The organism is Rhabdobacter roseus (assembly GCF_014202275.1).
Taxonomy (GTDB): Bacteria; Bacteroidota; Bacteroidia; order Cytophagales; family Spirosomataceae; genus Rhabdobacter; species Rhabdobacter roseus.
In genome coordinates this window covers 1-18,877 of sequence record NZ_JACHGF010000001.1, presented here as the reverse complement: position 1 = coordinate 18,877, position 18,877 = coordinate 1, and the positions used below count along the sequence as shown (strand labels likewise).

Annotated in this window: 15 protein-coding genes; 9 read left to right on the top strand and 6 right to left on the bottom strand. The window is 54.0% G+C overall.

The window, feature by feature from the left end:
• Positions 1-41 precede the first annotated feature (41 nt).
• The 3 genes from HNQ92_RS00075 to HNQ92_RS00065 form a co-directional block, all read right to left on the bottom strand.
• Positions 42-1,214, bottom strand: a complete 1,173-nt coding sequence (locus tag HNQ92_RS00075; protein ID WP_184169217.1) for an acyltransferase family protein — start codon at positions 1,212-1,214, stop codon at positions 42-44.
• 104 nt (positions 1,215-1,318) lie between these two features.
• The gene (locus tag HNQ92_RS00070; protein ID WP_221307346.1) at positions 1,319-2,461 is read right to left on the bottom strand and encodes a helix-turn-helix domain-containing protein; all 1,143 of its coding nucleotides are present in this window, start codon (positions 2,459-2,461) and stop codon (positions 1,319-1,321) included.
• A 98-nt stretch (positions 2,462-2,559) separates the two neighbouring features.
• Positions 2,560-3,537, bottom strand: a complete 978-nt coding sequence (locus HNQ92_RS00065; protein ID WP_184171709.1) for a Gfo/Idh/MocA family protein — start codon at positions 3,535-3,537, stop codon at positions 2,560-2,562.
• A gap of 286 nt (positions 3,538-3,823) precedes the next feature.
• On the opposite strand from HNQ92_RS00065, the gene HNQ92_RS00060 reads away from it, so the two are divergent.
• The 6 genes from HNQ92_RS00060 to HNQ92_RS00035 all read left to right on the top strand — a co-directional run bounded on the left by HNQ92_RS00060 (position 3,824) and on the right by HNQ92_RS00035 (position 11,098).
• Positions 3,824-5,557: a M3 family oligoendopeptidase gene (locus tag HNQ92_RS00060; protein ID WP_184169215.1), complete on the top strand. Its 1,734-nt coding sequence runs from the start codon at positions 3,824-3,826 to the stop codon at positions 5,555-5,557.
• A gap of 76 nt (positions 5,558-5,633) precedes the next feature.
• Complete coding sequence (locus HNQ92_RS00055) at positions 5,634-5,882, top strand: hypothetical protein (protein WP_184169213.1); 249 nt, start codon at positions 5,634-5,636, stop codon at positions 5,880-5,882.
• Positions 5,883-6,448: 566 nt separating this feature from the next.
• Positions 6,449-6,847 (top strand): hypothetical protein, encoded by a 399-nt coding sequence (locus HNQ92_RS00050; RefSeq protein WP_184169211.1) that lies wholly within the window; start codon positions 6,449-6,451, stop codon positions 6,845-6,847.
• Positions 6,848-7,373: 526 nt separating this feature from the next.
• Positions 7,374-8,450: an NAD-dependent epimerase/dehydratase family protein gene (locus HNQ92_RS00045; RefSeq protein WP_184169209.1), complete on the top strand. Its 1,077-nt coding sequence runs from the start codon at positions 7,374-7,376 to the stop codon at positions 8,448-8,450.
• A gap of 71 nt (positions 8,451-8,521) precedes the next feature.
• Positions 8,522-9,469 (top strand): glycosyltransferase, encoded by a 948-nt coding sequence (locus tag HNQ92_RS00040; RefSeq protein ID WP_184169207.1) that lies wholly within the window; start codon positions 8,522-8,524, stop codon positions 9,467-9,469.
• Between the two features lie 3 nt (positions 9,470-9,472).
• The gene (locus tag HNQ92_RS00035) at positions 9,473-11,098 is read left to right on the top strand and encodes a hypothetical protein (RefSeq protein WP_184169205.1); all 1,626 of its coding nucleotides are present in this window, start codon (positions 9,473-9,475) and stop codon (positions 11,096-11,098) included.
• A 7-nt stretch (positions 11,099-11,105) separates the two neighbouring features.
• Here HNQ92_RS00035 and HNQ92_RS00030 read toward each other — a convergent pair whose 3' ends face one another.
• From HNQ92_RS00030 to HNQ92_RS00020, 3 genes are all read right to left on the bottom strand, one after another.
• Complete coding sequence (locus HNQ92_RS00030) at positions 11,106-11,534, bottom strand: RrF2 family transcriptional regulator (RefSeq protein WP_184169203.1); 429 nt, start codon at positions 11,532-11,534, stop codon at positions 11,106-11,108.
• 172 nt (positions 11,535-11,706) lie between these two features.
• Positions 11,707-14,112: a 3-hydroxyacyl-CoA dehydrogenase/enoyl-CoA hydratase family protein gene (locus HNQ92_RS00025; RefSeq protein ID WP_184169201.1), complete on the bottom strand. Its 2,406-nt coding sequence runs from the start codon at positions 14,110-14,112 to the stop codon at positions 11,707-11,709.
• Positions 14,113-14,203: 91 nt separating this feature from the next.
• On the bottom strand, positions 14,204-14,668 hold the full coding sequence (locus HNQ92_RS00020; RefSeq protein WP_184169199.1) for a MarR family winged helix-turn-helix transcriptional regulator: 465 nt from the start codon (positions 14,666-14,668) through the stop codon (positions 14,204-14,206).
• Between the two features lie 225 nt (positions 14,669-14,893).
• Between HNQ92_RS00020 and HNQ92_RS00015 the strand changes: the two genes are divergently transcribed.
• The 3 genes from HNQ92_RS00015 to HNQ92_RS00005 form a co-directional block, all read left to right on the top strand.
• Positions 14,894-15,271, top strand: coding sequence for a hypothetical protein (locus tag HNQ92_RS00015; protein ID WP_184169197.1), 378 nt, complete (start codon positions 14,894-14,896; stop codon positions 15,269-15,271).
• Positions 15,272-15,389: 118 nt separating this feature from the next.
• Complete coding sequence (secDF, locus tag HNQ92_RS00010; RefSeq protein WP_184169195.1) at positions 15,390-18,368, top strand: protein translocase subunit SecDF; 2,979 nt, start codon at positions 15,390-15,392, stop codon at positions 18,366-18,368.
• 99 nt (positions 18,369-18,467) lie between these two features.
• The coding region (locus HNQ92_RS00005) for an amino acid permease (protein ID WP_184169193.1) at positions 18,468-18,877 on the top strand (410 nt) is incomplete at its 3' end.

Below are 18,877 nucleotides of genomic sequence, written 5' to 3'. Positions count from 1 at the left end.
GCGTCCGGTTTTTTGCTTAAAGTACCTTTTGTAAAAGTCCCTCACAGGCTTGGTGTAACAGCCGCTGGCTGCGGTTTGGAGGTAGGTTTCATACCAAAAAGTACCCGGAGTACATTGACCCGCCGAATCAGGAAGTGGTAAAGTACCCAGCAGCTCAGGAAGGTCATCACGGCCAGGTAAAGGTACTTGGCCCCGATGGAAAGCGAACTGTCGATGAGCGGGTACGCCAGGGCTATGATGATGGTTTGGTGCAGGATGTAAAAAGGGTACACAGCTTCGTTGGCGTAGGTCAGGAAGCCGTTGGAAAAGCGCAGGTACCTATAGCCCAGCCCAAAAATAGCCAAGAGCGTACACCAGGCATTGATGATGCGCAAAAGCAAGTAAAAAGTGACTTCCAGGCCTTCAATGGATCGGCCAGGTATCCAGTAGAAAACATACAGCGCCGTGGTAAGTACCCCCGCCAGGCCCAGCGTCAGCCACCGCCACTTCACCAGGGTATCCCAGAAGCGCGGCTGCGAACACAAAATAAAGCCCGATACAAAGAGCGTGAAGTAGTGGAAATGCTGGTTCCAGTCGTGAATGAGGTCGTTGGTGGTGGGGAAGTGGTCGCCCAGAAGTACCTGCCCCAGCCAGTGCCAAAGTACCGGCAGGCCGATGAGCCACAGCGGATTACTGAAAAACGCCGCCCAGCGCGCCGTGAGCTGGGGGCGGCGGCGAAGGTACAGCAGCAAAGGTACCCCCACCAGCGAGTACACAAAAATATACGCCAGGTACCACAGGTGGTGCCAGCTAAAACTACCCTGAGGGTAAGGCTGAAACTGAAAGACCGTTTGGTAAAACTCCAGGTAGGAGTAGGTTTCGCCCTGCGTGAGGCGCTCGAAGTAGATCTGCGGCGGTACCACCACGAACATCCCGAAGGCCAGCGGCAGGAAGATCCGCAGCGTCCGCTCGCGCAGGAAAGTACCCGCACTGCGCTTGCCCAGGGCAAAGTACACGCCCGCCCCCGAAATCATGAAGAGCAGCGACATGCGCCACTGGTTGGTAAAGAGCATCGGGAGCTGGATGGCACGGCTCAGCTCGTTGTTTTTGACGTGCCACTCCCAGTAGTTGAAAAACATCCCGACGTGGTAAAAAATGAGCAGCGAAAAGGCAAGTACCCGCAGCCAGTCGAGGTCGTGGCGGCGGAGTGACGGAGCAGATGAGCGTTCGGTCATGGCGATAAAGGTATTTTTAACGTGAAGCCACAAACATGCAAAGGTACCTGCCCGCCAAACGACCGCGCCGGTCGGTTCGAGGTACTTCCCGATCGGCCCGAACGTTACAAGGTAGCCTGTTTGCGGTAGCCTGAGGGGGTTTGGCCCGTCACTTTCCGAAAGGCCGTATTGAAGGCCGACTTGGAATTATAGCCTACCCGCTGCGCTATTTCCTCGATCTTGAGGTGGGTACTTTCCGGGTCCGTCAGCAGCTTCTGCGCCTCCCCGATGCGGTAGTGGGCCAGCAAATCAAAAAAATGCTGCCCGAGCTCCTCATTAATTATCTGCGACAAATGGTGCGTCGAGACCGACAGCCGCCGGGCCAGCGCCGGAAGCGAAAAGCCTTCGTCGAGGTAGGGTTTTTCTTCTTCCATCACTTTTTTCAGCTTGCGAAGTACCTGGTCCTGAAGCTCCGGCGTGAGTGATGACTTTTCGTACTTGCGGGGTACTTTTTCTTCCCACGAAATCTTTTGAAAAATGGACGACTGCCTCACCACCCCAACGCTGGTTGCGTAGATCACCAGGCCCATGTGCGCGGCCACGAGGTGGTCGCCCAGGTCGCTCGGAAACGACAGTCGGGTAGCGGTATATACTACCAGGATCGACAAAAAATGAAAAAAAAAGCGCCAATGCCAGGAGAGCTGCTGCTCACGATCCGCCTTGTAAAGTACCCAGCCACTCAATCCCACGTAAGTTACCATGCTAAAAAAAGTAAAAGTTGTTATGTGGTGCTTGGGAAAAAACATCCAGTGTTGCCCGTAGGTATGAGCGTCAATGTAGGGTAGTTCGGGATGAAAGGAGCCGATGTTGGCGTTGTACTTATATGCCAGGCTTTGCGGGTAAATCAACACGCACATGTACACAAAGTAGAGCAAAGCGGGCAGGAAATGCCACCCATCGCGGCGCGTAAAGCGTCCCGTCAGGCTGGTTTTTAAGTAGAGATACGGCAGTGCGGCCAAAAGAAAATTGAGCGGCTCCGTGGCATCTACCAGCCAAAGTACCCGAAACATGTAGTTGGTATAACCCAGCCAGATGTCGCTGCTGACTACTGACATGCATAGGAGCAGCCCACCCAGAAAGCGGTTGGGGAACTGGGCACCTTTGCTCTGGCTCAGGAAAAAATATGCCAAAAAAACGCCCTGCACCACGCCCAGCACAATAAAGAGCGCGAAGAAGTCGATCCGAATGGGCGGAAAGGTACTAGGCATGGGCAGAGATAGCTATTTCCCAAAGGTACTTAAAACCAAAGTACCCCCGCTACCACTAGCGGGAAGATTTTCGTGTAAAAAGTACCCCCTGTGGGTACCTAGCCCGTGATCCAGTCGAGCACGCGGTTGGCGCGCAGGCCCGTCTCGCCGGTACTGGGGCAACGGCCCTCGCCGCGCAGCTCGGCCACGATGGTTTCGATGAGGGGCTGCTGCACGTGCGGCGGGTACGGTAGGAGAAATTCTTCGGTACCGGCCTCGGTTTCGACACTAATGGTGAAGCGTTCAAAGAAGGAAAAGGTGATCTTGCCCAAAGTACCCAGCAGCACGGCTTCTTCCTTTTGCTCCACGCCATTGGTAGCAAAGCACCAGCTACCCGAGCCCACCACGCCCGACTCAAACGCAAACACCGCCTGCACCACGTCGTCGGCGGCGTAGAGGCCGGCCTGGTTGCGGGCAATGCCCTTGGCTTGTTGGATGGGCCCCAGCACGTACTCGAGGTAGTCGAACTGGTGCGAGGCCAGGTCGTGGAAATGCCCACCGCCCGAGAGCTCCGGCTGTACCCGCCAACCGGGTTGCGGGCTTTCACCTACTTCTTCCGGGTAGGGTGTTTTGTGAATGGTGATATGTACCTGCCGGATTTCGCCGATGGCCTGGGTGTCGATGAGCTCTTTTAGCTTCACGAAGTACGGCAACGACCGCCGGTAGTAGGCCACAAACAAAGGTACCCCCGTGTCGCGGCTAGCCTGCACCATGTCTTCGCACTCGGCGGCGTTGCGGGCCATGGGTTTTTCTACGTACACGGGCTTTCCGGCCCGCAGGGCTTTTAGCGTGTACTCTTTATGTACGTCGGGTGGGGTAGCGATGTAGATGGCGTTGACGTCCGGATCGTTGATGAGGTCGTCCACCTGGTCGTACCACTTGGGCACGCCGTGGCGCTGGGCGTAGTCGGCGGCTTTGGCGGCGTCGCGGCGCATGACCGCCACCAGCTCCGAATGAGGTACTTTGGAAAAAGCCGGTCCGCTTTTTTTCTCGGTAACGTCGCCGCAGCCGATGATTCCCCACCTGATGATGTCCATGTTGATTCTGTTCAAAGGGTTTGGTTGTTGTTCAATCCTGCTTCTGTCCGGTACTTCGTTCGCAGGTACTTTGGGGGTACCTGGCGGCCGGAGCAGGAATGGCCGGCGAAAGTTGTCATTTAAAATTGTGATAAACAACTTCAAAGTACCCCTACACCGCCGGAAATCGGGCTTAGTCCGTCGGAGGTACTTGATAAATACGCCGCGGCGCTTAACTTTGACCACCCAAAAACGTTACTATTTTAAAGATCATCCAAACTACCCAGATCCTAACAACACTACTTGCATGATAGAGCCCGGTGCCCCTGCCCTGCCCCAGCGCAAAGCGCGTACTTTTATTGGGGAAAACTTTGAACTCAACGATTGGGAAGACCTGAAACCCCTATACGAAAACCTGGCCCACCGCGTGATCCAGAACGCCGACGACCTGCGCCAGTGGTTTCTGGACCGCAGCGAGCTGGAATCGTACCTGTCGGAAAACTTTGCCTGGCGGTACATCCGCCAAACCTGCGACACCGCCAACGAGGAGCTGATCCAATCGCTGCAATTTTTTATCACCGAGATCCAGCCGCAACTGGCCGCCTACAGCAACGCCCTGGACAAGAAGGCCAACGAAAGTACCTTCCTGACCGAGCTCACCGACCAGGGCTTCGACATCACGATCCGGGGCATGAAGAAGGCCATCGAGATTTTTCGGGAAGAAAACATTCCGCTTCTGACCCAAACCCAAACCGAGGAGCGCCGCTACGGGGCCATTGCGGGTGCCATGACGGTGACGCTCGACGGCGAGGAAATGACGCTCCAGAAGGCGTCCGACCGGCTGCAGTCTACCGACCGCGCCCTCCGCGAAGAGGCCTGGCGGGCCATCAGCGAGCGCCGCTACCAGGACCACGAAACCCTGGACGAGCTGCTCAATAAGCTCATCGGGCTGCGCGACCAGGTGGCGCGCAACGCGGGTTTTGCCAACTACCGCGACTACATGTTTGCGGCCATGGGGCGCTTCGACTACACGCCGCAAGACTGCTTCGATTTTCACGAGGCGGTACGGGAGGCCGTAGTACCTGTGCTGGACGACCTGGCCCTTGAGCGGAAGGGTACTTTAGCCGTAGAGCCGCTCCGACCCTGGGACACCAAGGTAGACCCGCAGGGCCGCCCGCCGCTGAAGCCGTTTCAGAGTGGCGAAGATCTGCTGGATAAAACCATCCGCTGCTTTACGCGCCTGGACCCCTTCCTGGGCGACAGTCTGCGCATCATGAAAGTCATGGGCCACCTGGACCTGGAATCGCGGAAGGGCAAGGCACCGGGCGGCTACAACTACCCCCTGGACGAGATCGGGGTACCTTTCATCTTCATGAATGCCACCTCCAACCTGCGCGACATGATCACGCTGCTGCACGAAGGCGGCCACGCCGTGCACTCGCTCCTGACGCGTGACCTCGCCCTGAGCTCCTTCAAACACCCGCCGTCGGAGGTAGCCGAGCTGGCCTCCATGTCGATGGAGCTGCTGACGATGGACTACTGGGACGAATTCTTCCCAAACGAAGAAGACCTGCGCCGGGCCAAGATCCAGCACCTGGAGTCGATCCTGGAAACCCTCCCTTGGGTAGCGACCATTGATAAGTTTCAGCACTGGATGTACGAAAACCCCACCCACACGCCCACCGAGCGCACCGGCGCCTGGGTACGCATCTATGGCGAATTCACGGACGGCGTCATTGATTGGTCGGGGCTAGAGCATTTTCAAAAGTACCTTTGGCAGCGGCAATTGCACATTTACGAGGTACCTTTCTACTACATCGAATACGGCATTGCGCAGCTGGGGGCCATTGGGGTTTGGAAAAACTTCCGCGAAAACCCCGAGCAAGGCCTGCAAGGGTACCTGAACGCGCTGAAACTGGGCTACACGGCCCCCATCGGGAAAATCTACGAAGCGGCGCACATCCCGTTTGATTTTTCCCGCGAGCACATTACGGCGCTGATGACTTTTGTCAAGGAAGAATTAGAACGGTTAAAAATTTAAGAAAAGGGCGCGGTCTGGTTTGGTGGTTACCGAAATGGCCGTTACTTTTGTGGCGAATCCATCCGATAAGTACCTAATGAAACTCAGAAAGATAGCTGCTTTGCTCGCAGGTGTTGCGTTGTTGTCGTCCTGCGAATACCAAAAATACAATCGTATCGAGCAAATCGACGTGCGGTCGGGCAATGAGTACGTGTACGGTGTACATCCGGACTCCGCCGCCCGCCAGCGGTCCATTCAGTACGCTGCTAATCCTGATATCGACAACCGGGTGAATGCGATACAAGAAAAATTGTTTGGCACCACGACTATGGCCCAGGGTAATTGACCTAGCGCTTATACGCTTTAGCATTCATGTATGTAGAAACCGCCCCGGCGCTTAGGCTTCGGGGCGGTTTTGGTTTATAGGGGTACTTGGGATGGGAATCGACCGCAGGCCGGTAGCCTTCACCCTACGTCTTTCACCCATCGTTGGGCGGCACTCCATTATTTCTTGATGTCAAGCGGTCGCTGACCAAAGTCCCGACTACCGTAGTTGGAAAAATCCCTAGCCCGCGGCTGGGAAACTTGACCTATGTATAGAGTACCGAAAGGTACTTCTCTGTGGCAAAGATTTATCTGTGACCAAAGTAGACAATGCGCCTACTAGCCTTATTGAGAGAAATAAGCCCCACACCAAACTCTCTATAAAGTACCATCCACCACACCATCCTTTCCTTATGCCCAAACACTACTATTTTCTTTCAGTACCCCATTCTCCGCTCGCCAAGCTTCTTTGGCGGCAGCATCCTTCTTTAAGGCCATCCATTCTGTGGGTACCCATGATCCTCGGATTCAGGTACGGCTGGTGCCTTCTTGCTTTATTTTTTTATTCACCCAAAAACCTACTCACGTATGAAACAAAGCCTAAGAAAGTCCCAACGCTCCTTCTTTCGCCCTCCCCGGCTTGCCTTTGTTCTGGTGGCTGCTATGGGGGCGGTACTATCCTGCGAGAAAAAGGAGCCAGAGCCCGACTGCGGGTGCGAGGGAACCTATTCTCGAACAATTGATTCGTTAATTGTTCATCATGCTGGTAATGGGTTGTTTGTAGCTCGTAATCCTGAAAACAATTCGCCTGAATGGTTATTTTCGGCTTGTCAGGAAGACACTAGTTGGGTCGTATCTACTTCAGAGGCTCCATATTACTATCTCGTTTCGGGCCAGGAAAAGGTGCAGTGCCCTTTCCCTGGGGGGGGAATTCCTTTTTTTCCTAATAGCCCTATTGTGATTACGTCAATCGTTCCACTAAAATAATCTACTATCATGTCCAGAAGATTTATCCCCTCACTACTTAATACATGGCGCTTTCCCCTAGCCAAGAAATTACTCTATACCTTTTCGCTGTAATGCCTGGTGCTACATGGCAAACCCAAAGAAATCATCTGTACCGAAAATTGCGGCAGTTCGGATAAGAGCCGGTGTAAGTACCTCTGGCTAGTACCGGAGGCGTTGTCTTTAATTGGCTTCATTCTCCATTTGGCCACGTTCTTTTCTTTTTTCTGATTATCCAATATTACGTTCTCACGTGCTATGCTTCGGCCGCCCTTGGGTTTGTAAGCAAGCCGATAAAAAGGCGGCAGGAGAACTGGGGCCTTTGTCTAGTAGGATAATTATTTGATTAGGCGCTGCGCCATCACCCTGCCTAAAACTTCAAAAGACTCCCAAATCCAGGGAAATCCGTTTACGAAGCGCGTTTCGGAAAATTGAACTTTTTTAATTTACTTTACGCGCTCATGTGAAAATGCTTTACGGAATTAATAGATACTAATACTTACTGACAATGGAGATTGCACTAGTGACCGGCTCGGCCGGCTTGATCGGGAGCGAATCAGTGGCCTTCCTGGCCCAGAAGTTTGACTTGGTAGTAGGCATTGATAACAACCTGCGGCAGTACTTCTTCGGTACTGACGGCAATACCGAATGGAACCGCAACCGCATCCAGGAGGCTTTTACCAACTACAAACACTACGCCGCCGACATCCGGGAGGTTTCTCAGCTCGAGCCCATCTTCAAGGAATTTGGCGCCGACATCAAAATGATCGTGCACGCCGCCGCCCAACCCAGCCACGACTGGGCCGCCCGCGAGCCCTTCACCGACTTTGGCGTGAACGCCGTGGGTACGCTCAACATGCTGGAAATGACGCGCCTGCACTGCCCCGAAGCGGTGTTTATCTTTACCTCTACCAACAAGGTGTACGGTGATAACCCCAACTACCTGCCCCTGGTGGAGCTCGAAACCCGCTGGGAAATTGACGAAAACCACCCCTACTTCGAAAACGGCATCGACGAGCAGCACAGCATCGACCATACCAAACATTCCATCTTTGGCGCTTCCAAAGTAGCCGCTGATATCATGGTGCAGGAGTACGGCCGGTACTTTGGCATGAAGACGGGGGTGTTCCGCGGGGGCTGCCTCACCGGTCCCAACCACTCCGGCGCGCAGCTGCACGGCTTTTTGGCCTACCTCATGAAGTGCGCCATCACCGGCAACCACTACACCATTTTTGGCTACAAGGGCAAGCAGGTACGCGACAACATCCACAGCCACGACCTGGTGAACATGTTCTGGCATTTCTACCAGAACCCGCGCGCCGGCGAGGTCTACAACGCGGGCGGCGGGCGCTTTGCCAACTGCTCCATGCTGGAGGCCATTACGCTCTGCGAGCAGATCACCGGCAACAAAATGAGCTACTCCTACTCGGAGACCAACCGCATCGGCGACCACATCTGGTACGTGAGTGACCTCTCGAAGTTCAAGAGCCACTACCCCGGCTGGAACTGGGAGTACGGCCTGGAAGAAACCCTCACCCAGATCCACGACGGCACCGTAGCCCGGCTGGCCGGTAAGCCCGCTTAGAATCCTATAAAAAGTACGGCAGGACGCGGCTTATCGGCTGGTCTTGCCGTACTTTGCATTTTGCCTCGCTTATGCCGGAGAAGTACGTTATTCTTATTCCCCAATTCAACGACTGGGAAGCCCTCAATTTATTGATTCAAAAGATCAATGAGGATGTTGAACCTACCCTCTTAGCCCAAACGGCCCTACTCATCGTAGATGACTGCTCGTCGCGGGAGCGTACCGGGCCTTTTACATCCTACCGCGGCAACGGCATTCGGGTACTTCGGCTCTTTCGCAACCTGGGCCACCAAAAGGCCATTGCCATCGGCCTGTCGTACCTGGCCCAGGAGGCCGACTGGGACAAGGTGATTGTGATGGATGCCGACGGAGAAGACGCCCCCGGCGGCATCAACCAGCTCATGGCCAAGTCGCGCCAGTTTCCCGACAAGATTATCTTTGCCGAGCGCAGCAAGCGCCAGGAGAACTTTACCTTTAAGTTTTTTTATATCGTTTATAAGGCCATTTTTCAGTTACTGACGGGCAAGATGATTACGTTTGGTAACTTTAGTTTGGTACCCCAGCAGCGCCTGCAAAACCTGGTGCGGGTATCCGAGATCTGGAACAACTACCCCGGCGGGATCATACGCTCCCGGATTCCGTACGACTCGGTACCGCTGGAACGCGCCAAACGCCTGGCCGGCGAAAGCAAAATGAACTTCGTGTCGCTGGTCCTGCACGGGCTGAGCGCTATCTCGGTGCTCATTGATACCACGGCCGTTCGCATCCTTATTTTTTCCATCATGATGTCCGGCCTGGCGGTCAGCATTATTTTTGCCATTCTTTTCCTGAAACTCATCGGCAACGCCACGCCCGGCTGGGCTTCCACGCTGGGAACTACCCTGCTGATCGTGATGCTGCAATCGTTTCTGATTTCGCTTTTTCTGGTTTTCATGGTACTTCAGTACCGTACGCAGCAGCATTTTATTCCGGCGATCCACTTCCGCGATTTTGTAGAAAAGGTCGAAACCATCGCCTGACGTATGCCTACCTTTGACGCCACCCCGATCGTGTACTGGGCTCTTGCCTACCTACTGGCCGGGGGGGTACTTTGGGGTAGTTTGGAAAAGCGCGTACCCACAGTGGCCTACTTACTAGCCGCGCTGGTACTTTTCGGCATGATGCGGCTTCCCGCGGTGGTTTTTAACCGGGAGTTGAATCCCGACGAAAGCCAGATGATCAGCCACGCCCTCACCCTCTACCAGGACCCGGTCTACTGGCGCTCGGTAGATGGCACTACCATTGGTCCGCTGGACAACTACCTGCTTGTACTGCCCCGGCTGCTGGGTTTTGAGCTCAACTATACCTCAGCCCGGGTTATGGGTTTGCTGTGTTCGGCGGGGGCGCTGCTGTTTTTTTTCGGCGCGGTGCGTCAGTGGTTTGGGGTAGCTACGGCCCGCGTAGCCCTGCTGCCGCCGTTGTTTTTTCTATCTTTTACGCAGGAGGCCGACTTCGTACACTACTCCAGTGAGCAGCTGCCGCTGCTCTTGCTGGGCGGCTGTCTTGGGTTGCTGGCTTGGTTGTCTCGCCAAAGTACCCCTTCTTTGGTGGTGGCACTAGGGCTGGGGCTGCTGGCGGGGATGGTCCCTTTTGCCAAGCTCCAGGCCGTCCCCCAGGCCGTTGTTTTAGTGCTCGGCGGGCTTTGGATCACCTACCAGCATTACCGGCACCAAGGTACCTGGCGACCCACTTTGGCACTCCTGGCGGGCGGGATCGCTTTTCCGCTGCTGGTACTGGGCTGGACTTTATATCATGGCGTTTTTCAGGATCTCATTGATTTTTATATCAAAGGAAATTCCATCTACGCGGGTAGTAACGGACTCCTGGACGTGCCAACCCAGCTGGTTAGCCTCCTGGCTACCAGTCCGGACTTTAGCGCCTACGCTGCTATGCTGTTGCTGCCGGTACTGGTGGGTACCTGGGGGTGGTGGCGCTCGCTATCGTCCCGCCGGGAAAGCTTTGTACCCTTGCTGCTATTGGTGTATTTACTAGCCAGCGTATACGCCGCTACGAAGTCGGGCAATTCGTTTGGCCACTACCTCAACCTCTGCATCTACCCCTGGGCTTTGGCGGCGGCTTGTGGCTGGTGGCGGCTGGCAAGCTACAAAGTACCCCTGGTAGGTACTTTGGTACTGCCACTCGTTTGGTTCGGCGCTCAAGATGCCGCATCATTTCACCAGAGTCGTCGCCTCAATGCTTTCGTGTCAGAAGGCGCTACGACCTTACCTACTGATATGGTTAGTGAAAAAATAAAGACCTACACCCGGCCCGGCGACTACCTGGTGGTGTGGGGATGGCAATGCCGGTACTACGTAGAGACGCAGCTGGCGCAGGGTACGGCCGAAAACCACTCGGAGCGGTCTATTTTTGAGCATCCCATGCGGGAAGTATACCGAACCAGGTACCTGAGCGATCTCAAGCGGACCCAACCGGCGGTATTTCTGGATGCCGTGGGGAAGAATAGTATTTGGGTGAGTGATCGGGCCACGCAGGGCCACGAGAGTTTTCCTGCTTTGGCCAAGTACCTTACGGCCAACTACCTGCTGGCCGACACCCTGGACGACACCCGCCTCTACGTGCGGAAAGACAGGTACTTTTCGAAGCCATAGTAGCCTTTTACACTTCCTCCCCGCGCGCCTGCATCAGGTCGCGTAGGGTAGTTTGGTCCAGCACGGCTAGGTTGGCATCGCGCCATTTTTCCATCACCAAGCGCAGGCTGCAGGTTTCTTCATCGACGCAGTCCTCGCATTTTCCGTAAAAGTACAGCGATACGCACAGCGTGGGCGCAATGGGCCCGTCAATGACGCGGAGGATCTTGGAGAACTTCACTTCTTCGGGTGGAAGCCGAAGCATGTAGCCGCCCCCCTTGCCTTTCTGGCTTTGAAGTACCCCGTTGTTACGAAGGTCAAGCAGAATGGCTTCCAGAAATTTCTTGGGGATTTTTTCCTTCTCCGCAATATAAGAGATAAGTACCGGCCCTTTGTTGTACTGCTCGGCTAGTACCTTGAGTGCTTTCAGAGCGTATTTGGCTTTCTTTGAAATCATAATTTGTTGACGGGGGAATTCTCTAGTACGTAGATCTACCAAAAGTACTAAAAAAAGCCGTTAAATGGTACTGGATGCTATTCTTCCGGGCGCGCCCTGGTTCAGGAGCAGTGGAGCACGGCTTTGTATAAAAACCCGCCCCACTGCGTAGTATGCTATCAAGTACCTGCTTTTAGTTTCTCGGCGGTTTGCCGCCCGTCAGCAGGCCTTGCATCCGTTCGAGGGTTTTCTTCTCTCCGCATAGCGACAGGAACGCTTCCCGCTCGAGGTCAAGCAGGTACTGTTCCGTGACGGTTTGGGGGTAGCTGAGGTCGCCTCCGCAGATCACGTAAGCCAGCTTGCCAGCGATTTTGGCGTCGTGGTCGGAGATGTAGTTGGCCAGGCGCATTTGGGCAATACCCGCCTGAAAGAGCGCAATGCCGGTTTTGCCCTGTACTTTGATGTCGGAGCGTTGGAGCGGTTGGGTATACCCATTTTCGGCTAGCTCCAAAGCCGCCTGCTTGGCCTCGGCAATGAGCCGGCTGCGGTTGAGCACGATGGCGTCTTTCGCCTGGAGGTAGTTCATGCTGAGCGCTTCGTGCGCCGAGGCAGATACCTTAGCCTGGGCTATATTCATGAAGGCATTTTGAAGAATGTTAAGCTCGGGATCGCCCGATTGGTAGAGATCCGAGCAGCGGGCGGCCATTTCCTTAGTACCTCCTCCGGCCGGGATCAGCCCTACGCCTACTTCCACCAGGCCCATGTAGGTCTCGGCGTGGGCTACTACCTTGTCGGCGTGGAGGTTGAGCTCGCAACCACCACCGAGCGTCAACGTATGCGGAGCCGCCACCACCGGGATCGACGAGTACCTTGCGCGCATCATGGTTTGCTGAAACTGCGCAATCATGAGGTTCACTTCGTCAAACTCCTGCTCCACCGCAAACATGAAGAGCATGGCCAGGTTGGCACCCGCCGAAAAGGCCTCGGTAGATTCGTTGCCGATCACCAGTCCCTGAAAATCTTTTTCGGCCAGGCTGATGCTCTTTTGTACCCCTTCAATTACCTCCGCCCCGAAGGTATTCATCTTGGAGCGGAACTCGAGGTTCAGAATGCCGTCGCCGAGGTCATACAGCGTAGCGCCCGCGTTTTTCCAAACAACCTGGTTGGATAGATTACTCAAAATAATAAAGCTTTCCTGGCCCGGTATGGCTTGGTACGACTTGCTCGGGATGTCGTAGTACTGGCGTTTGCCGTCTTTAACCTTATAAAAAGACTCGTGCCCCGCTTCCAGCATGTCGTATACCCAAGCGGCCGGTTTTTTGTCAAGCTCCTCCATGATGCCGACCATCTTTTTAAGGCCAATGGCGTCCCAGGTTTCAAAGAGGCCCAGCTGCCAGCCAAAGCCCGCGCTAATGGCCTGGTCGATGCGGTAGAGCTCGTCGGAAATTTCCGGAATCCGGAAGGTGGCGTAGCGGAAACTGTCGGCGAAGGTCTGCCGGTAAAACTCCCCGGCTTTGTCTTTTCCTTCCAGCAAGGTACCGAAGCGTTTGCTGAGGTTGTCGATGGCCTTGGTACTGTCCAGCGTGGCAAACTTTACTTTTTCGGAGGGGCGGTACTCCATCGTTTTGAAATCCAGCGCCAGAATCACCGACTTACCCTTTTCGTCCTTTACTTTTTTGTAAAAACCTTGTCCGGTTTTATCGCCCAACCACTTCTTATTGAAGAGCTCCTGCATGATGCCCGGTGCTACGAAAGCCTCGCGGGACTCATCCGTGCCCTCGCCCGACTCGTACAGATTTTTGGCAACGTGAAAGGTCGTATCCAGCCCCACAACGTCCGAAAGGCGAAAGGTACCTGACTTGGGGCGCCCCACGACGGGGCCCGTCAGCTTATCGACCTCCTCCACGCTGAGCCCTATCTCTTCGGCGGCCCGGATGGTCTGTACCATGGCGTAGATCCCCAGGCGGTTGGCAATGAAGCCCGGCGTATCCTTGCTAAGTACCGTGGTTTTGCCCAGGAACAGATCCCCGTAGTGCATCAGGAAGTCCACCACGGCGGGGTCGGTTTGGGGGCCGGGGATGATCTCCAGCAGGCGCAGGTAGCGCGGCGGATTGAAAAAGTGCGTTCCGCAAAAATGCTTCTGGAAGTCGTCGCTGCGGCCTTCAGACATCAGCTTGATGGGAATACCCGAGGTATTGGAGGTGACCAAGGTACCTGGCTTGCGGAGGGCTTCTACTTTTTCAAAAAGACTTTTCTTGATGTCCAGCCGCTCTACCACTACCTCAATGATCCAGTCGTAGTCTTTTATTTCTTTGAGGTTATCCTCAAAGTTGCCGAGTTTGATCCGACTCGCAAACGAGGGCCTATACAGCGCGGCGGGAGAGGCCTTAAGGGTACTTTGGAACGACTCGTTGACAATCCGGTTTCGGACCGCCGGATGCTCCAGGGTCCATCCTTTGGCTTGTTCGGTATCGTTGGGTTCTTTGGGAACAATATCCAGCAAAAGTACATTTACCCCAATATTGGCAAAATGGCACGCAATGCGCGAGCCCATAATGCCGGAGCCCAGTACGGCTACTTTTCGAATAGTACGGTTCATTGTTAAGGAATTGGTTGGTTTTTAGGATCGTTACGTATAGGTGTGCCTTATAGAGAATGGCCCGCTGTTATTGTTTTCGCCTTCCCTACTTCTATAACTCTTCTACGCCCTCACTGGCTTTCAATTTTTGGTTTTCTTCTTCTACCAGGTGGTTTATATCCTGAATAACTTCCAGAAATACCGCCAGCTTTTCGGGGTCAATTTTCGACCGAAGGTTGTTGTTGAAGGTAATGACACCTTCGCGGGCCTGCTCCCGCTTCACGCGGCCTTCGTCGGTCAGGATAATGCGCACAAAGCGCTTATCAACGACCGAGACCTGTCGCCGAATGAGGCCGCGTTCTTCCAGATTTTTGAGCATCCGGACCAGGCTGCGGGGCTCCATACCCAGCAGCGGGGCAATCTTGGTAGCGGGGGTACCTTGCTCACTATCGATGTTGAGGAGCACGTAGCCAACGGCCATGGTCATGTCATACTGCGCGGCGTAGGCGTTGTACATCCGGGAGATGGCGTGCCAGGCCCATTTTATGTGAAAATCAATCGTTTTTTCTTTGCGCATACCCTTAGCTATGGTTTGGTGTCTCGAACCCCTTTCTACAAATGTACTAAAATTGAATAGTATTATGCAAGCATACTAATTTTTAAAAGTACTTTGAAGGTACTTTTTGAGCAAACTCCGAATGATCTATATATCTCTTTCAATAATACCATCGTTCTAGGGAAAATACTTGTTTATCTAATTTTTTCGCGTAATCTTTGCGGCTTGAAAAGGAAGTACTTTGTCATGACTGTACAAGCAAAACGAACTATCACCCAATCCCTTAGCTGGCTACTAGCTACCTTGCTGCTTGTAGTAGCCGTGGGAGGAAAGTCATGGTCCGTGCTTCCTGAAAAAAGCCGTAGCGTACCCGCCACGGAAAAAAGTACCGCTACCCCCGAAAAACAATCTGAGCAGGCTAACGTCAGCGCTCTCTCGCTAGATGCCGTCGTTACGCCCGCTTCCTCCTTTGACTTCTCCCAGCAGTACTATGTACTGCCGCCCCCTAGCTGGCGGGCTATTGAGGTACTTACTACCGTACCGGCTTGTTTCCACGAATTCTTCCATTTCTTTTCTTACTTCCGTAAGGTTTTTGGCCATCATATCGCCATCAATGCTCCTTAGCTCTGTTTAAGGAGAAAACTGTTTGTATTATTTTCTCGAAAAAAAGTGGGTCCGGATTTAAGTATCCGTAGCCCTCTCCTCCTTCATTTTCTGTAAAATTTATTTATCTATTTTAAAAATGCGGAATAAAACCGGAATAATAGCCTTTACGGTAGTACTTGCTTTGATCAGCATCTACTACCTGTCTTTCACGTTTGTGGCGCGCAACCACAAGCAAAATGCCGAAGCCTACGCTACCGATGCCAGTGGCAAGGTAGATTTTTCAAAAAAACAACGCTACATCGACTCGCTCTGGCGCGAAGAGGTGTACCTGGGCCACACGCTGCAGGAAGTAATGGAACGCGAGCTGGGGCTAGGCCTTGATCTACAGGGTGGTATGCACGTGGTGCTGGAAGTATCGGCTACCGATATTGTGCGGGGCCTGGCGGGTGGCAATGCCCGAAGTACCCAATTTCAGCAAGCGCTGAAAAAAGCCGAAGAGGCCCAGAAAAGTAGCCAAAGCAGCTTTGTGAACCTGTTTGTAGATGCTTACAAAGAAGTAGCACCCAACACCCGCCTGGCGAGTGTATTTTCCAACAGCGCCAACCGCGGAAAAATAAACAGTAATTCGTCTGACGCCGAAGTCATTCGTCTGCTCAAAGACGAAGTGGAAGGGTCCATTGACCGCGCTTTCAAAATCATTCAGGCACGGGTGGATAAGTTTGGCGTGACGAACCCGAACCTGCAACGCTTGCCAGGTACCAACCGGATCCTGGTAGAACTACCCGGCGTAGATAACCCCGAGCGGGTGCGCCGACTGCTATCGGGAGCCGCTAAGCTGGAATTCTGTGAAGTATATACCATTAATGAAGTAGCCCCCGCCATTGACCAACTGGGAGTGTACCTGTCGCGCGAGGAAGCCGCTACCAAACTGAGCGCCCCTACGACCCCTCAAACTACCACGGATACGGCGGCCTCTAGCGCTACCAGCAGCCTGGAAGCTCAGTTGGCCCAGAAAAGTGACTCGGTACAGGCCGACACGTCGGCCCTGGCAGCTCAGACGGCAGCCCTTACGAACCTCTTTGTGCCTCTGCCCCAGGGACTGGGCGTTTACCTAAAAGATACCGCCCGGGCGGGTGAAATACTACGCCGCCTGGAAGTACGTTCAATGTTCCCCGGCGACCTGGTCTTTATGTGGGATCGTAAAGGAATGGACGCCACCAACGGCCAGCAGATCTTGCCTTTGTACTTTATCAAAAAACCCAACGGACAGGCTCCGCTGGAAGGGGATGTGATTGTAGACGCCACCAACGACTACGACGATCGTGGACGCCCGGAAGTAACAATGCGTATGAACGGCGAAGGAGCCCGTAAATGGCGTACGCTAACGGCCAATAACGTGGGCCGCCCGGTAGCCATTATTCTGGATAACCTGGTGTATACCGCCCCGACGGTCAACGGAGAGATTCCAAACGGTAACTCGAGCATTTCGGGCAGCTTCACCGTGGACGAAACCCGCGATATGGCCAACGTCCTGAAAGCCGGAAAACTACCCGCCCCCACCAATATCGTGGAGGAAGCGGTGGTTGGTTCTACGCTGGGTTCGGAAGCCGTCACGGCAGGTTTGCTGTCTTCCATGATCGGTCTGCTCATTGTAGTAGCCTTCATGGTTACCTACTACAGCCGGGCTGGTTGGGTGGCTGACATCGCTTTGTTTGTCAACTTGTTTTTCCTGATGGGGATCATGGCTTCGCTGGGAGCGGTACTTACCCTCTCGGGTATTGCCGGTATTGTCCTAACTATCGGGATGTCGGTCGATGCCAACGTACTGATCTACGAAGGTATTAAGGCCGAAATGGAGGCTGGGAAGCCGTTTAGCCAAGCTGTCGGAGACGGATTCAAGAATGCGCTTTCGGCCATTATTGACTCCAACGTCACGACGCTGCTGACGGGGATTATCCTCTTCATATTCGGTACCGGCCTGGTACTTGGCTTTGCTACAACGCTCATCATCGGGCTACTTACCTCGCTGTTTACGGCCATATTCATTACGCGCCTGATCCTGGAAGCCCAGATCAAACGAGGAAAGACCTATACTTTTTATACCCAGCTAACCAAGAACTGGTTCAAGGATACCAACTTCGACTTTGTGACCCAGCGTCGCAAGTTCTACCTGGTGTCGTCGGTCATTATCGTCATCGGGATCGGTTCCTTTATCTTCAAAGGCTTTGGCTTGGGTATTGATTTCAAAGGAGGAAGGTCCTACGTGGTTCGTTTTGAAAAGACGGTTAATACGGATGAAGTCCGCGTGGCAGCCACGGAAGCCCTGGGTACTACCCCGGAAGTAAAAACCTACGGTGGCTTCGACCAAGTAAAAATCACTACGGCCTACCTGATTGACGAAACTTCGCCGGACGCCGACCGCCAGGCCGAAGCCAAAATCATGGAAGCGGTTTCGAAAGTACAAGGCAACCAGGGTACTATCGTCCGGACGGATAAGGTAGGGCCTACCATCGCTTACGACACCATGATCTCGGCCATTTGGGCGGTCTTGCTGGCCGTGGCCGTCAACTTTGGCTATATCTTCATACGGTTCCGTCGCCTGGCGTTTAGCTACGGTGCCGTAGCCGCGCTGGTCAATGACGTATTCATCCTGCTGGCTATCTTTTCGCTCTTCAACGGCTGGTTACCCTTTTCGCTGGACGTAGATCAGGCTTTCATTGGTTCCATTCTGACCATCATGGGGTATTCGATGAACGATACCGTCGTTATTTTTGACCGGATTCGGGAGTACCTAAACGATGGTAAAGCCAAAACGGAAAACATTCCGACGATCATTAATAACGCCCTGAACAGCACCCTCAGCCGTACGGCCGTAACGGGTACCACCACCATCATGGTACTTATCGTACTCTTTATCTTTGGTGGGGAGGTACTTCGTGGCTTTACATTCTCGATGCTCATTGGCGTGATCGTAGGTACCTACTCTTCGCTGTTTATTGCGGCGCCGCTGGTAGTGGATGCCCTCCAGCGCGAGAAAAAGAAGGAAGTGCTGGCTGCTCCGGTCTCGGTGGAGCCCGTGGCAACCGCCAAAAAAAGTAAAACAGCCAAGGCCTAACCAACCGGCCGCATAAAAGGGGAAAGCGCACACTTTCCCCTTTTTACATGTACTCTTTATTCGTTTAGCCGCCTAAGCTACCGCCCTAAACTTCTGTGTATGTTAAACCAACTCTGGAGCAAGAAACCCCTGGACAAGCTCATGCGGGAGTCGTCCGACGAAGGGAATCAACTGAAGCGTTCACTGAGTGCCACCAGCCTGGTCGCGCTGGGAATTGGAGCTATCATTGGAGCAGGACTATTCTCGCTGACGGGCATTGCTGCCGCCGAACACGCCGGGCCCGCTGTCACCATTTCGTTCGTACTGGCCGCCGTGGGTTGTGCCTTTGCCGGCCTTTGCTACGCGGAGTTTGCTTCCATGATCCCCATTGCCGGCAGTGCCTATACCTATTCCTACGCTACCATGGGGGAATTTGTGGCCTGGATCATCGGTTGGGATCTGGTGCTGGAATACGCCCTGGGAGCGGCTACGGTGGCCGTGAGCTGGTCGAGGTACCTGCTTGAGTTTCT